We start from the raw sequence: 14,596 nt of genomic DNA, 5'->3' as shown, positions 1-14,596 counted from the left end.
CACAGCTCCGATGACGCCCTGCAGGCCGCGCCGCTCCCGGCGTGATCGCGCCGACGCGCCGGCAGGCGTGCCGGATACGGGCGCCCGCTCCGTTCGGTGAAGCGCGTCCGGTCCCCTCTGCGGAGAAAGGTTCGGGGTGGGGCCGGTTCCGCTGGCCTCCGCGATGGGACACCCGGCCACCTCCTCACCGCATCCGAGTGGGTCCGGGTACGTGGGGGCAGATCTCGGGCATGTCCGGGCGCCGTGGGCGAGGAGAGCAAAGCGGGAACCGTGTGACCCGGCCCGCGCGGCGCCCCGGGCGAAGCCCACGTCCGCATGACGGCGTGATCGACGGGACGTGGTTTGTCAGGCCGTCACGTCGACGACGGTCGCCGGCCTCCGTCGCTCCGGAGGGTGGGGCCGCCCCATCGTGCGATGGCACCGCGCGTCACGGACGATGCCCCACACCCCCGTTCGTCAGTCCGGCTTCTTGGCGAACCTGCGCATGAGCGCCCACTTGTAGGGCCGCAGCCTCTGCCAGACCGTCAGGGTCCGAAGCCAGGCGAGGAACGCGCCGGCACGCAGGGACAGGCGGCCGAGCCACGTGACCGGGATGCGCGCCTCGTACAGCGGGATCGTCACGTCGCAATACTCGTATTTGTAGTCCTCGTTGCCGATCCCGAAGTCGAACCAGCGGTAGCCGTTGGCATGGCACCAAAGGATCAGTTCGTCGTTTAGGATGCGGCCCGGCGAAAACTTGCGCCAGGTGCCATCGGCATAGGCGGTCATCAGGAAGTAGAAGCGGTCACCCATCACGAGGCCCCAATGGCTCGCGATGATCTCCGCGTCCGCCTGCACGGCCGAGAGGTGGACGGGGGCGAGCTGGGGCAGGCGGCGCGTCGCCTCGCGGAAGAACTCCAGCTTCCCCGGCAGTTCGAAGCCGGGCACCCGCGTCTCCGCGAAGCGCCGCGTCTTGTTGACCACCATGGCGTCGAAATAGACGTTGGCCATGTCGGTGGTGTCGGCAGCCGAGAAGGAGACCGTCCGCTCCTTCATCAACTGGCGCTGATAGCGCTTGTGGCGCTTCGAGGCCGGAATGCGACCCTCGACCTCGGCGCGGCTGCCGTGCAGGCTCATGACGTGGCCGGCCTCCGGCATGAGCACCGCGCCGAGGTGGATCAGCGGATTGGGCAGGTCGCCGACCTCGGGCGGCATCTTGTCGAGCACGGCGATGTCGAAGTGCGGCAGAGCCGTCTGGATCCGCGCCCAGATCTCGCCGGCCATGCCGGGATCGATGTCGGCGCTGGGCGGAAAAAGGACCGGCTGGCAGTAGTCCGAGACGCTGCCGTCGAGAAAGCCGAGGACGCGCACGCCGCGCTTTCGCTCGATGCCAAGGGCGAGCAGCATGACCGGCCGGCCGGCCGCGTCATGGACCCCGACGCAATGGACGCTGATCGACCGCGCCCGGCCGATCGTATCGATCCAGATGTCGAGGATGTCGGCGCACTGAAAGACGTGGCACCGCGCCTCGCCCAGCCGGTCGGTGCGGGGCCACTCGGCGAAATCGGCCGGCGACCTGCCGACCGTGATCACCAGCGAGGCGACGGTCATGTCCCGGCGCTGCGCGGAGGCGGTCTCTCGGGCAGGAACCGCTGACGTTTCATGCATGTCGACCGACGTCATTTATCGCGCGCCTTCTACTGATCGGGATCTGTATCGTGGACGTCGTTTACAGATGGTGCCTGCACACGGGCTTCGTGCTCTTTGCCTTACTCAGACGTGACGCCGGTCTGCGAAACACGAGGGGAGCGCCGGCTCGGCCGTCGTCCGGGTAACGCGCGGTCGCGACGGTCCGGGGTGATGCGGCCGGCCGGCGGGGCCACGGTCGTCGTCACCGCGCCTGCTCCGCCGGACGGAAGCTCGCGCCGACGGCCCGCTCGCGGTCGCGCCGTATCAGGACGAAGAGCGCGACCCAGAAGGCCACGGCCAGGCCGACTTCGGTGATGTACAGGCTGAGGAACACGCCCGGCAGGAGGAGGTAGTAGGTCAGGACCGCCGAGACCGCCGCCCCGATGAGGTTGCCGACGTTGTAGATCGCCGCCCGGATGCCATGCCGGCCCGAGGCACCCAGAACCTCGGCTGCGGCATCGTGGATCGCCACCAGGATCACGGTCCAGCACATGATCCGCAGATCGTAGACCATGGCGGAGAATTGCGCCCCGAACAGCCACGGCATCGCCGGGGCGACGAGCCAGGTCGCCACGGCGGTGACGACGCCGATGGCGATAGCCAGCGCGGCCAGCCCGGCGATCAGGGGCCTCATGGCGTGGTAGCCGCCCACCGCCGCCCTGGCGAGGCGCGGGTACATGACCCTGTGCAACGCCTCCGTGGTCAGGATGCTGGTGTCGACGATGCGGCGGGCGACGCTGTAGGCGCCGATCGCCTCGGGCCCGGCGACGATGCTCAGCATCAGGAAATCGATGTTCTGGCGAAAGGCGCGAAACAGGAACGGCGTCGTGAAGTAGATCCCCTGCCGGACCTCGCCGCGCAGGATCCCCCAGTGCGGCCGGCCGAACCGGCGCATCGCCACGACGCAGGCGCCGGCGATGAGGACGTGCGAACCGAGCATCCAGAACGCCCATTCGCCGGCCCGGTCGACCCCGATGAGCCCGCACGCCAGGCCGGCCGCCGCGGTCCGAGCGAGCGCGAAGCCGATGTTGATCGCATTGGCGCCGCCCATCTGCCCGCGGGCGATGTAGACGCGCTCGGCGAGGAGGATGACGCGCACGAGCACGACGTTCGTCACCACCAGCGCGCTCAGCGCCAGGGCGTTCGTCAGAGGGTCCGGTGACAGGGTGATGAAGCTCGGCAGCGCGATGCCGAGGACCAGGCAGAGGACGAGGCCGGTGCCGCAGAGGAGGATGAGGTGGTGCCCGAGGGCGTTCGCGTAGAGACCGGGATCGGCCGCGACCCGCCGCACCAGGGTCTCGTCGGCGCCCAGCCCGCAGATCTGCACGGCGACGTTCGTGACCGCGATCACCGACATCAGGAGGCCGAACTGTTCGAGCCCGAGGCCGCGGGCGAGCAGCGCGAACGTGATGAGCTGCGCCGCGTTGCTGACGACGAGCGTGCTGGTCGAGAACAGGTAGCTCAGGGTGACGGCGAACCTGCGCGGGCGCGGGCCATCCGAGGAGGTTGCAATGGCCACAAACGCCCTTTTCGCACGGCTGGCTTCGGGTCTTCCGTGCGATGCGGCATACCGCGTCGCGCCGCCCCCGTCTGCCTTCGGGGCGGCGTTGTCAGGGTGTTTCCGGGCGATGCGCTTAACGCGCGATTGCAATCGAGCCCGGATAACCGAGGGATCACCGGTGGTAGGCGCGACGGGCGACCGGTGCCTGCTCCCGAGGCGATCCCAGGGTGCTCCCGTCCCGCGAAATCCGCCGCCGGCGTCGGTTTCACCGAGCCGGTCGGCGATCGATTAACCGGGAGGCGATTAACCGGGAGGTAAGGGCGCCCGGCGGATCGTCGCGTCCGGCTCCCCGACCCCGCCTGCCCCGGCTCGCGCGCGCGCGTGCGACCGGCGGCGGGGGATCGACGGTCGCGACGAGGAGCCGATCATGAGCGACGGCAGCATCCCCCTATCGGCTAGCGATCACCGGGACCGGACGGGGGCGCATGCCGGCGGTCACCTCGTCGGCGTGTGCCTCCTGGTGGCGACGCTGCTGTTCTACTTCGTGTCGACGAACCCCTTCGTCGACCTGACGGCGGCGGCGGCGGTCGATCCGGCCACCGACAAGTCCAACACCCTCAACCAGATCGTGTTTCTGTCCCTCACGGCCGGGCTCTGGCTGTTCGCCCTGGCCGCGCCGATGCGGGGCGAGATCGGCCAGCCCCGCACGCTCCTCGTGGCGCTCACGATCTGGTTCCTGATGGCCTCGGCCATCTCGGACCATCCCGATCTGGCGATCAAGAGGACCGTCCTGGCGATCCTGACCTGCGTCAACGCCAGCATCATCGTGTTCCTGCCCCGCTCGGAGGCGCAGTTCGCCCGCATCCTCGCGCTCTGCGTCGCGGCGACCCTCGCCATCGCCTTCTTCGGCGTGCTGTTCCTGCCGAACCTGTCGATCCACCAGTTCTCCGAGCTGCGCGAGCCGATGAACGCCGGGCTTTGGCGGGGCCATTTCCCGCACAAGAACGCGGCCTCGACGGTGATGGTCGTGATCAGCTTCGTCGGTCTCTATGCCTTCCGGAAGGGCCTGAGGCTCCTGGGGGCGACGGTCTTCGTCTTTGCCGTGGTGTTCCTCCTCCACGCCGGCGGCAAGACCGCCACCGCCGCGCTGCCCGCCATCCTCATCCTGTCGTGGATGTTCGAACGCTGGCGGTTCCTGCGCATCCCGATCGTGGTCGGGGGCGTGGTGGCCATCAACACCCTCACCCTCGGTTCCACGACGGTACCCGCGATCCGCGACCTGGTCGCCGCCATCGGCATCGACCCGACCTTCACCAACCGCAGCGACATCTGGAGGATCGGCGTCGATGCGGTGGCGCAGAAACCGGTGTTCGGACACGGCTTCCAGCTGTTCTGGCAGACCGGCGACATGGTCTACCGCGCCGGCAGCGGCCAGGACTGGGCCGCGGCCGCCTTCAACGGCCACAACGCCTATCTCGACAGTGCGATCACCACTGGCATTCCGGGGCTGATCCTGACGTTGCTGTTCGTGATCGGGGTCCCGCTCCGCGGCCTCGCGCGCACGCACGCCACGCGGTACACGCCGCTGAACAAGCTCTACGTCGACATCTGGCTCTATGCGCTGTTCACCGCCTGCGTGGAGAGCATCTTCTTCAGCTCCGGAAGCGTCCTGTGGTTCATGATGCTGGTGGCGATCGCGGGTCTGCGCCTCCAGGGACGGGCCACCCCGGTCGACGACACGGGAAGCGCCCCGCACCGCCCGTCCGGCCCCCGTCCCGGGGCGGAAAGCGCCTGACGGGCGAAACGCTTGACCCACGGCGGGAGCCGTGGCTTCTGGGGCGCGCGACGCCCCCGACTCCGTAGCTCAGCTGGATAGAGCAGCCGCCTTCTAAGCGGCAGGTCGTTGGTTCGAGCCCAACCGGGGTCGCCAGGCATTCCGGCGTATCGTCAATGAGTTGGCGCGTCGCCATGGGTCGGTGGCCACCGGCGGCGAAGCCCTCTTCGCCCCATCGCCTCCGTCGACGTGCCCGGCTGAGCGGCCCCGGCCGCATGTGACCTCCCGACCTCGCCGACCATTTGCAACCCCCGAGCGCGAACCATTTCGACGCATGCGCGTTTGTCATGCCGTTCGAACATCCGGACGCGTGGAGGTTTCAATGCGCAAGATACTCGTGGTGACGGCTGCCCTGGGGGCCCTGATGCTGCAGGACGCGCCGAGCTTCGCGCAGGGGTTCCGGATCGGTCCCGGCGGCGTCGAGGTCGACGACGGGCGCGGCTACCGCGAAGAACGGGACGATCGCCGCTTCCGCCGCATGTGCCGCGAGCTTCGCGACCGCTGCGAGAACAAGGATCTCTACGCCGAAGAGGGCCAGGGCAACTGCCGGCGCTACCGCCGGACCTGTGGCTGAGGCCGTCCGAGCGGATCACCGCCGGAGGTCGAACGATCGGCCTCCGCAAACGTTTGACGTCGCCGACACGAGGATGCCGGCATGAAGACGTTTTGGGTTTCGGCACTCGTCGGCGTGAGCTTCGCCGGGCTGAGCCTCGTCGCTGCGATCGATCAGGCCGTGGCGCAGCGCGGCGGCCCCGACTACGGCTACGGCACCGACGAGGGCGATGACCGCAACCGTAGCGATCGCCGCCGCCGCGACAACGATGACGACCGGCGCCGATACCGCGATCGCACCGACGAGATCGACCGCAACGCCGAGCGTGATCGCGAGACCGACGAGGATCGCGATGTGCGGCGCCCGCGACGCTACGACAACGACGATCGCATGCGCGATCGCGGGGACCAGCGGGCGCCGCGGGCGCGATTCGACGAAGACGAGTATCTGCGCTGCCATCCGGACGTCCGCCGCGCCGTCGAGCGTGGGGATCTCGAGTCCGGCGCCCTGCACTACCGAACCTTCGGTCGTCGCGAAGGGCGCAAGCTCACCTGTCCCCTGAAGGTCTAGGACGGGGTCGCCGTCCGATCGGCTGATCCGGTCTTGGTGAGGTCCGGTGCGTATGGCATGGTCGGTCCATGCCATACGCGGTCGAGATCACCCTGGCCGAACCACCGTCCGCGGACGGTGACGACGCCTTGCCGATGTACCTGCTGCCAGACACCTTCGATACGGTCGGCGATGCCAAGGCCGCGGCCGAGGCGCATATCGCCGGCTTGCCGCGCGATCCGGCGACGGTCTTCTTCGCCATCACCGACCAGAACGGCCTGACCGTCACGACGAGCGCGGAGCAGGCGGGTTAGGGCGCCCCGCGTTTTCGGCGAGGTGTCGCCGCTGACGGCGCCGCGCCTATCCGCTCACGAGGTGGACGAGATAAGCCCCCAGGAGGGCGACCGGCACGCTGACGACCATCGTGTCGGCATAACGGGCGAGCCCGGCGTACACGCCGCTCTGGAAGGCCTCACGAATTCCGAGCGACCACAGGGCGAGGGGGGCCAGCGCCCCCACGAGCAATCCGCCGACGTACCAGGGCATTCGCGTGTCGCTCCTTCAAGACCGCCCGGTGCCGGCCGGCGCAGGGTCGCCCCTGACGGCCGCGTCGTAACCCGCCAGCCACTGGGCATGCGCCTGCGTGCCTTCGGCGTAGGGCACCGATTCCCGGGCCAGGCCCTTTCCCGGCGCATAATACCCGAGCGCGAAATGGTCGAGGTTGTCGTCCGGCGACTCCATCAGGCGTCGTCCCTGTCGATGTCGACGTTCATCTCGGCCTCGTCGAAGGTGTAGCCCTCGAGCCAGTCGGCGCTTTCCTGCGATCCGGCGGGATAGGGGTTCGCGTCCGCGGGCTTGCCGGCGCCCTTCGCGACCTTGCCCTCGTTCATCACGGTGGTCGACACGAAGTTCATGCTAGCACTCCTCTTCGGCACGCCTCGCACGCGCCTACCGAGTATGTAGGGCCGGGCGATCGGAAAAGCCCGGCCTATCGGTCCGTCGGATCCGCGCGCAGGTCCGTCACCGTCCCGATGGTCAGCTCGTCGACCCGCAGGCGGCGGATGTGCGCCTCGCGGATCGAGACCCGCCGGACGGACAGGCGGCCGATGGAGAAGGCGCCGACGGCGACCGCCCCAAGGGCCAGGGCACCGATCGCGATCGCGCCCAAGGCCAGGGCGCCGGTCGCCTCGGCACCGGTCGCGGCTGCCCCGGTCGCCGCCGCGCCGGTCACGCGGGTGGTGCGAACGGACGGGCGGGCTCCGCCCACGTCGACCGGTGCCGGCCGATCATCGAGAGTACGCTCCGGCATCGCGACGATCCTCCAGGAGACCCGATCGCACGGCGGCGACCCGTCCCGTTCGGCGACTTGCGCCGCCAGCTTGCACCGGTTTCTCCCGCGCTCATAACGGTTAGGTCGTCCTGCCGCGACCCGATCGGGGCGACCCCGCAACTGGCGCCGGTCATCCGGGCGATCAGGCCGTGCAGGCGCCGCCGATGGGCAGCACGACTTCCGGGTAGCGGCTGTTCTTGCGGACGCCCTTGCGGACCGGCCACTTCAGGGTCTTGCGGATCGTGAGGCTGTCGCTGCCGTGGTCCGGGCTCAGGATCCCGCTGGCGAAGAGGATGCGATAGGGCATCTCGACTTCGACGTAGAGGAAGCGGGTGCCGGCCTCCTCATTCGAGAAGAGGTGGGTCACGTCCTCGCCGACGGCGCGCGGGGCGGCATTGGCGGTGGCGGCCGTCGAGCAGACCTTGGCGGTGACGGCGCCGTCCTTGGCGGCGGCCCCGATCGTGCTCAGCCTGACCTTGGCGGTCGTCCCGTCGAACGGCGGCAGGATGAGGCCGGCCGCACCGAACAGCTTGGCGGCGGCCGCCGCGTCGAGGGTCTCGCCGTGGCTTGCGATCTCGCCGATCGCGCGGGCCAGGAAACCGACCTTGCGGGCATTGTTGGCGAAATGCGAGAGCTCGGCGCATCCGACGATCATCAGGATGAGGATCGGCGCGAACATCGCGAATTCGACCGCCGCGATCCCGTCCTCGGCCGCGCGGAACCGACCCGCGAGGGAGCGTGCGCCCGGCCGATCCCCGGCACGCGGCCCCCGGACCGTCATGGCGCGGGCGTCGTTCCCGGGGCCGCGCATTCGGCGGGAAGGCCGAGGCCGTCCTGGATGCGGAAGGTGTAGGCCGCCTGGAGGACGCGGTTGCCGTTGGCGAGTTCCTCGTGGCCCAGGCTCAACCCTGACAGTCCGACGAACTCCGCGGCGACCTGAAGCACGGCGATGGCGCCGTCGCGCGGACAGTCGGAGGTGGTCCCGAAGCCCTCGCTCCAGGCGCGGGTCGCCGGGTCGATCGGCAGGGCGACGGAGGCGGTGGAGAGCGTGTCGAACGTCCGCAGGTGGATCCGGATCGAATCGCAGTTGAACAGGGCGCCGATCTGCCCGCAGATCTCGGTGCGCAGGGCGGACGTCGACGGCGTCTGGCCGCTGGGGGCGGCCACGAGCGTGTCGCTGGAGATCTTGCGGGCGGCGATCTCGGTGGCGTTGTCCATGGCGTGCCCCATCCAGTACATCAGGGCCACTTCCAGGATCACGAGGAAGGTCATCAGCATCGGCAGCGCGATCATCGCGAATTCGACCGCCGCCGCTCCTGTGCGGTCCGAGCCGATCGAGCGTCCTCGCGTCGCGCATCGCCGCAGGGCGGCGCCCGTCCTCGCGACCGCGGAACCGGCGGTCGTCATCGGCCGGGAATCCGCCGAGGGGGGCTGATGGTCAGGCCGGATGCCGGAGCCGTCTCCGTGTCGTCCAGCGGAGCATGCCGCGCATCCACGAGAAACCGTCCCTGTCCCGTCCGGACCATCGTGCGCGATGCTGTGCGATCGTCGGGACGTCTTGTCGCCGTCTCGAGCGATAGCACGCGGTCCTTGTTCAAACCTTTCGTCGACCTCGCATGGTCGCGGCCCGTGATTCGGTTTCCGCTTAAATCAAGCGGAAACCGAATCACCGAGCCCGCGCGGCGCCTGAGCGAAGCCCATGTCCGCATCACGAAGTGATCGCCCGGAAATGGTATGACCGGTCTTCGCACGGCGGATCGCGATTGGGCTTAACGGATCAGGTGCACGTCCCCGTCGGTCTGTCCGAGACCCTTGGGCACCGGCACCGTGGTGGCGCCGTAATTGGTGTTGATCGTCAGCTTCGGGTTGGCGGTCAGCAGCATCTGCCGCGTGACGATGACCGTGAAGGCGGATTGCTGGGCGACGTCGTTGGTGGCGTCCACCACGAACCGCCCGCGCGACAGGTAGACCGTCCCGGTCATGTTCGAGGCATAGTTGGTCTTGATCTCGTGGTTGCGCAGCAGCGGAGCGGCGCGGTCCTCGAAGAACAGCAGCCCGGCCATGGCCCCGGAGCGCGGCGCGTTGAAGTCGACGCGGGCGTTGCTGAGGAACTGGAAGGTGCTGCCCGTCCCCGTGAGGTAGAACCCGACCCCGTCGCCGCGCACGTCGGCGTTCGAATCGACCACGAAGGGGCCGTCCTTGATCACGTACTCCCCCGGCGCGAGGCTCACGTAGGAGTTGCCGCCGATGAAGAGCCCTCCGCAATAGGTGCCGGGCTGGAGCAGGTGGCGCCCCCCGGCGGTGCCCTTGTCGACGACCGACGCCTTGGTCGCGGTGCATCCGGCGGAAGGGGAGGGCGCCAGCCGGTCGGCGAGGGGGTCGTCGATGCCGCGGCAATCGCCGATGCGCGACCCGTAGAACGTCCCCTGGCCCGAGAAGCCGCCGCCGGAGCATACCCGCGCCGCCGTCACCTGGATGCCGCTGTCCGAGGCGATGCCGCTGCTGCTGACGGCGTTCGAGTGGACGTCGCAACCCTTGGCCGTGAGCCAGGCGTTCGACTTGAGGTGGATGGTGGCGCTGCTGGCCGGGTCGAGGGCGATCACGCACACCTTGCGCTGGCCGCGCAGGGTCGCCACCGAGGAGGCCTCGATCGTGCCCGGAACGATCGCCAGCATGCCCGACAGGGTCTGCTGGCGCTCCGATGTCAGCCGGACCTGGACGCTGCGCCCGTCGTCCAGCGACGAGACGGTGGTGGCAAGGCCGATCTCGGCGCCGTCGGCCGGAAACGCCTTCTTCGCCCAGTTCTCCGCCACGGCCTGCATCCGCAGCGGCTCGAAGGCGTTCACCGCGAGCTCGCGGGCGGCCGCCATCGCCGCCGCATCGGCGGCGGCCTGCAGCTGCGAGCGCTGCTTGACCCACGTGCCGTAGTCCACGGCGACCCCTCCGATCCCCATCAGCACCGGCAGGGCGAGGGCGAACAGGACGAGCGTGCCCCCCGACGTCGACGCCCGAAACGCGAGGCGGAGGGACTTCGGCGTCATCACCGCACGTCTTTCTGGTCAGGGCGGTCGCTGCCGAGGGCGCGACGGGTCTGCCGATCGATGGACCGCGAATGCTTGAGATTCGGTTGTGACCCACCCGAAGAGCGTCCCGCCCCGGCGGTCGGCCCGCGACCGCGGGACCAATGCCGTCGCATGTGGCGCGTGTCTCCTGTAGATCGTATCCGATGGAGCACCGCGAACCGCACCGGCCGTCCGATCGCCCGCGGTTCCGCTCGTGCCGCGCGGTGGCCGCATGACCGACGAGCCGGGGTTCCTGGCGGGCGGCGGCAGGGCCGCGCAGATGATCCGCGCCCGCGACTGGTCGGGCCATCCCCTCGGTGCCCCGCACGCGTGGCCCGAAGCCCTGCAGGTGGCGCTGTCGCTGGTCCTGAACTCGCCGGAATCAATGATCCTGTGCTGGGGCGAGGACCTGCACTTCTTCTTCAACGAGACCTACTTCCCGCTGCTCGGGCCGCGGCTGTCCTGGGCGATGGGATCGACCTTCGCCGAGGTCTGGGCCGACGGCTGGGAGCAGGCCAAGCCGATCATCGCCGAGGCGATGGCGGGCCGCAGCCGCCGCTTCGTCGACCTGCCCTGGACCCTCGACACCGACCGCGGCGCCAAGGAGACGTGGTGGACGTTCTCCTACTCGCGGGTGCTCGATGCCGACGGCGCCGTGGCGGGCCTGTTCATCTTCACCAACGAGACCACGGGCCGCGTCCTGGCCGATGCCGCCCTGGCCGAGAGCCAGAGGCGGCTCGAGACCGCTCTGGCCGAAGTCCGCAGCCTCAACGAGAGCCTGGAGCGGCGGGTGGAGGAGCGCACCGCCGAGCGCGACCACCTGTGGGAGAGCAGCGAGGACCTCCTCGCCTATGCCGACTTCGAGGGGCGCATCCTCAGGGTGAGCCCGTCCTGGGTGCGGACCTTCGGCCACGACGCCGAAATCCTCGTCACGACCCCCTACATGCAGCTCGTCCATCCCGACGACGTCGCTGCCGTCGCCGGCTGCCTGGCGCACCTGGAAAAGGACCGGCAGCCGGTCCGCTACGTCAACCGCCTGCGCCACGCCGACGGCTCCTGGCGCAGCATCGCCTGGTCGCTGGTCCCCGAGCCGGGCCGCGATCGCTTCAACGCGGTCGGCCGCGACGTCACCGCCGAGCTGGAGGCCGAGGCGAGCCGCCAGCGCCTCGAAGACCAGCTCCGTCAGTCGCAGAAGCTGGAGGCGGTCGGCCAGCTCACCGGCGGCGTCGCGCACGACTTCAACAACCTCCTGACGATCATCCGGTCCTCGGTGGACCTGCTGCGGCGTCCGTCCCTGCCGGAGGACCGCAGGGCGCGCTACCTCGACGCCGTCTCCGACACGGTGGACAGGGCCGCCAAGCTCACCGGCCAGCTCCTGGCCTTCGCGCGACGCCAGACCCTCAAGCCGCAGGTGTTCGAGGTCGGAGAGCGCCTGCGCAGCGTCGCCGAGATGCTCGATACCCTCATCGGCGCCCGCATCCGCCTGACGATCGAGACGCCGGAACGGCCCTGCTTCGTCGAGGCCGACCTCAACCAGTTCGAGACCGCCCTCGTCAACATGACGGTGAATGCCCGCGATGCCATGGACGGCATCGGTACCCTCGTCATCCGCCTGTCCAGCCAGGGGGACATCCCCTCGGTGCGCAGCCCGGCCACGGGGAAGGGCCCGTTCGCGGCGGTGTCGCTGACCGACACCGGCAGCGGCATCCCGGAGGACCGGATCTGCCGGATCTTCGAGCCGTTCTTCACGACGAAGGAGGTCGGGAAGGGCACCGGCCTCGGCTTGTCGCAGGTGTTCGGCTTCACCCGGCAATCGGGCGGCGACATCGCTGTGGAGAGCGTGCCGGGGGCGGGGACGACCTTCACGCTCTACCTGCCCGAAGTCGCCTCCGCTTCGCCGGCCGCGCTCGCCGCCCCGATCGAGGAGGCGTCCCCGATGGGGGGTGGCGGTCGGCGCATCCTGGTGGTCGAGGACAACGTCGAGGTCGGCCGGTTCGCGACGCAGGTGCTCGAAGACCTCGGCTACCGGACGATCCTGGCCGCCCATGCCGAGGCCGCCCTCGACATCCTCGGCACCGACGGGGCCGGCTTCGACGCCGTGTTCTCGGACGTGGTGATGCCGGGTATGGGCGGCATCGCCCTGGCCCGGCTCCTGGCCGAGCGCCTGCCCGGCCTGCCGGTGGTGCTGGCCTCTGGCTACAGCCACGTGCTGGCCCAGGAGGGCGCGCAGGACGTCGTGCTGCTGCACAAGCCCTATTCCGCCGACCAGCTCGGACGGATCCTGCGCTCGGTCGCCGTCAGGGCGCCCGGGGAGATGGGCGGCTGACGGCGTCGCGCCCCCCGGCGGTCGCCATAGGGTTGACCCATCGGGTGGCTGTCGTCACATCGAGGCGACACTCTCGACCGCGTGAGCCGATGTCCGACGTCCTCGTCATCGACAACTACGATTCCTTCACCTGGAATCTCGTCCATCTCATCGGCCCCCTGTGCCGATCGATCGACGTGGTGCGCAACGACGGCATCACCATCGACGGCATCCGCGCGCGCGCGCCCGACGCCGTGGTGCTCTCGCCCGGGCCCTGCTCGCCCAACGAGGCCGGCATCTGCCTCGACGTCATCCGCGAACTCTCCGGCGAGATCCCGATCTTCGGGGTCTGCCTCGGGCTACAGGCCATCGGCCAGGCGTTCGGCGGGGCGGTGGTGCGCGCACCCGTCCCGAAGCACGGCAAGGTCTCGGTGATCACGCATGGGGCCACGGGCCTGTTCCGCGGGCTCAACGGCCCGTTCGAGGCGACGCGCTACCATTCCCTCGTGGTCGAGCGTGCCACCTGCCCCGGCACGCTCGCCGTCACCGCTGAGGCGGACGGTCTGATCATGGCGCTCGCGCATACGCAGCTGCCGGTCCACGGCGTGCAGTTCCATCCCGAGAGCATCCTCTCGCACCACGGCGCCCATCTCGTGCGCAACTTCCTCGACATCGCCGCCGCCTGGAACGCAGGGCGTGACAAGGCGCGCACCGGCGTGCATTGACGGCGGCGATCGCCGGACCGGCGGAACCGGAGCGGACACCGCGCCACGACGATGGATTCGTTCAAAGCCCTCCTCGCGACGGTCGCGGCCGGCCGGGCGCTCTCGCGCGGCGAGGCCCGCGCCGCCTTCGACCACCTGCTGTCGGGGGAGGTGACGCCCGTGCAGGCGAGCGCCTTCCTCATCGCCCTCAAGGTGCGCGGCGAGGCCGATGACGAGATCGTCGGCGCCGTCGAGGCGATGCGGGCCCGCATGGTCCGGGTCGCGCCGGTGGCCGGCGCCATCGACGTGGTCGGCACCGGCGGCGACCATTCGGGCAGCTACAACGTCTCGACGCTCGCCGCGATCGTCACCGCCGCCTGCGGCGTGCCCGTGGCCAAGCACGGCAACCGCGCCGCCACCTCGCGCTCGGGCGCGGCCGACGTGCTCGCTTCCCTCGGGGTGAAGCTCGGGCTCGATCCGGACGGCCTCTCGCGCTGCCTGGCGCAGGCCGGCCTGTGCTTCATGTTCGCGCAGACCCACCACGGCGCCATGCGCCACGTCGCCCCGATCCGGGCCGAGCTGCCGACCCGGACGATCTTCAACCTGCTCGGCCCCCTCTCGAACCCGGCCGGCGTCGAGCGCCAGCTCTTCGGCGTCTCCAGCCCGGCCTGGGCCGAGCCGCTGACCCGGGTGCTGGCCGAACTCGGCAGCCGCCGCGTCTGGACCGTCCACGGCAGCGACGGGCTCGACGAGATCACCGTGACCGGTCCCACCGCCGTGGTCGCCCTCGACGAGGGCCGGATCGACCGCTTCACCATCGACCCGCGCGAGGTCGGGCTGCCGCTGTGGACCCTCGACGACCTGCGCGGCGGCGACCCCGACCACAACGCGCTCGCCCTGCGGGGCGTCCTCGACGGCCGGGCAGGCGCCTACCGCGACATCGCCGTGCTCAATGCCGGGGCCGCCCTGGTGGTGGCGCAGGCCGCCGGCACCCTCGCCGAGGGCGTCGCCAGGGCGTCGGCCGCGATCGACTCCGGTGCCGCGCGAACGACCCTCGACCGCCTCGTCCAGATCTCGAACGCCTGAGAGG

16 protein-coding genes and 1 tRNA gene are annotated in these 14,596 nt (G+C 70.1%); 8 read left to right on the top strand and 9 right to left on the bottom strand.

The window, feature by feature from the left end:
- Positions 1-456: 456 nt before the first annotated feature.
- Positions 457-1,590 carry a GNAT family N-acetyltransferase gene (locus ASF39_RS00570; RefSeq protein WP_056280285.1) on the bottom strand — a complete coding sequence of 378 codons (1,134 nt, stop codon included), beginning with the start codon at positions 1,588-1,590 and terminating at the stop codon, positions 457-459.
- Positions 1,591-1,870: 280 nt separating this feature from the next.
- Complete coding sequence (locus tag ASF39_RS00565; protein WP_056280281.1) at positions 1,871-3,187, bottom strand: lipopolysaccharide biosynthesis protein; 1,317 nt, start codon at positions 3,185-3,187, stop codon at positions 1,871-1,873.
- Between the two features lie 409 nt (positions 3,188-3,596).
- Here ASF39_RS00565 and ASF39_RS00560 point away from each other — a divergent pair, with 409 nt between their 5' ends.
- The 5 genes from ASF39_RS00560 to ASF39_RS00540 all read left to right on the top strand — a co-directional run bounded on the left by ASF39_RS00560 (position 3,597) and on the right by ASF39_RS00540 (position 6,419).
- Positions 3,597-4,964 (top strand): O-antigen ligase, encoded by a 1,368-nt coding sequence (locus ASF39_RS00560; protein WP_082494266.1) that lies wholly within the window; start codon positions 3,597-3,599, stop codon positions 4,962-4,964.
- Positions 4,965-5,022: 58 nt separating this feature from the next.
- Positions 5,023-5,099 (top strand) — tRNA-Arg (locus ASF39_RS00555).
- 226 nt (positions 5,100-5,325) lie between these two features.
- On the top strand, positions 5,326-5,577 hold the full coding sequence (locus ASF39_RS00550) for a hypothetical protein (protein ID WP_056280278.1): 252 nt from the start codon (positions 5,326-5,328) through the stop codon (positions 5,575-5,577).
- Between the two features lie 114 nt (positions 5,578-5,691).
- The gene (locus ASF39_RS00545; RefSeq protein ID WP_244472219.1) at positions 5,692-6,126 is read left to right on the top strand and encodes a hypothetical protein; all 435 of its coding nucleotides are present in this window, start codon (positions 5,692-5,694) and stop codon (positions 6,124-6,126) included.
- A 128-nt stretch (positions 6,127-6,254) separates the two neighbouring features.
- Positions 6,255-6,419: a hypothetical protein gene (locus ASF39_RS00540; RefSeq protein ID WP_244472218.1), complete on the top strand. Its 165-nt coding sequence runs from the start codon at positions 6,255-6,257 to the stop codon at positions 6,417-6,419.
- A gap of 46 nt (positions 6,420-6,465) precedes the next feature.
- On the opposite strand, the gene ASF39_RS00535 is transcribed toward ASF39_RS00540, so the two are convergent.
- The 7 genes from ASF39_RS00535 to ASF39_RS00510 form a co-directional block, all read right to left on the bottom strand.
- Complete coding sequence (locus tag ASF39_RS00535) at positions 6,466-6,651, bottom strand: hypothetical protein (RefSeq protein ID WP_055878843.1); 186 nt, start codon at positions 6,649-6,651, stop codon at positions 6,466-6,468.
- Positions 6,652-6,666: 15 nt separating this feature from the next.
- Complete coding sequence (locus ASF39_RS00530; protein ID WP_082494265.1) at positions 6,667-6,846, bottom strand: ribosome modulation factor; 180 nt, start codon at positions 6,844-6,846, stop codon at positions 6,667-6,669.
- Complete coding sequence (locus ASF39_RS21705) at positions 6,846-7,019, bottom strand: hypothetical protein (protein ID WP_165700230.1); 174 nt, start codon at positions 7,017-7,019, stop codon at positions 6,846-6,848. Before ASF39_RS21705 ends, ASF39_RS00530 begins: the two co-directional genes overlap by 1 nt.
- 74 nt (positions 7,020-7,093) lie before the next feature.
- Complete coding sequence (locus tag ASF39_RS00525; RefSeq protein WP_156648240.1) at positions 7,094-7,414, bottom strand: hypothetical protein; 321 nt, start codon at positions 7,412-7,414, stop codon at positions 7,094-7,096.
- A 163-nt stretch (positions 7,415-7,577) separates the two neighbouring features.
- Complete coding sequence (locus tag ASF39_RS00520) at positions 7,578-8,216, bottom strand: TadE/TadG family type IV pilus assembly protein (RefSeq protein WP_162240564.1); 639 nt, start codon at positions 8,214-8,216, stop codon at positions 7,578-7,580.
- Positions 8,213-8,842, bottom strand: coding sequence for a TadE family protein (locus tag ASF39_RS00515; protein WP_056280261.1), 630 nt, complete (start codon positions 8,840-8,842; stop codon positions 8,213-8,215). Before ASF39_RS00515 ends, ASF39_RS00520 begins: the two co-directional genes overlap by 4 nt.
- 362 nt (positions 8,843-9,204) lie before the next feature.
- On the bottom strand, positions 9,205-10,476 hold the full coding sequence (locus ASF39_RS00510; protein WP_056280257.1) for a pilus assembly protein TadG-related protein: 1,272 nt from the start codon (positions 10,474-10,476) through the stop codon (positions 9,205-9,207).
- 253 nt (positions 10,477-10,729) lie between these two features.
- Between ASF39_RS00510 and ASF39_RS00505 the strand changes: the two genes are divergently transcribed.
- From ASF39_RS00505 to trpD, 3 genes are all read left to right on the top strand, one after another.
- Positions 10,730-12,823: an ATP-binding protein gene (locus ASF39_RS00505; RefSeq protein WP_056281072.1), complete on the top strand. Its 2,094-nt coding sequence runs from the start codon at positions 10,730-10,732 to the stop codon at positions 12,821-12,823.
- A gap of 89 nt (positions 12,824-12,912) precedes the next feature.
- Positions 12,913-13,527, top strand: coding sequence for an aminodeoxychorismate/anthranilate synthase component II (locus tag ASF39_RS00500; RefSeq protein WP_056280254.1), 615 nt, complete (start codon positions 12,913-12,915; stop codon positions 13,525-13,527).
- Positions 13,528-13,578: 51 nt separating this feature from the next.
- Positions 13,579-14,592 carry an anthranilate phosphoribosyltransferase gene (gene trpD / locus ASF39_RS00495; protein WP_056280252.1) on the top strand — a complete coding sequence of 338 codons (1,014 nt, stop codon included), beginning with the start codon at positions 13,579-13,581 and terminating at the stop codon, positions 14,590-14,592.
- Positions 14,593-14,596: the final 4 nt, after the last annotated feature.

Origin of the sequence: Methylobacterium sp. Leaf108, assembly GCF_001423265.1 — a bacterium.
Lineage (GTDB): Bacteria > Pseudomonadota > Alphaproteobacteria > Rhizobiales > Beijerinckiaceae > Methylobacterium.
Note: the sequence above shows the minus strand (reverse complement) of the source record. Positions and strands in the feature narration are given on the sequence as shown.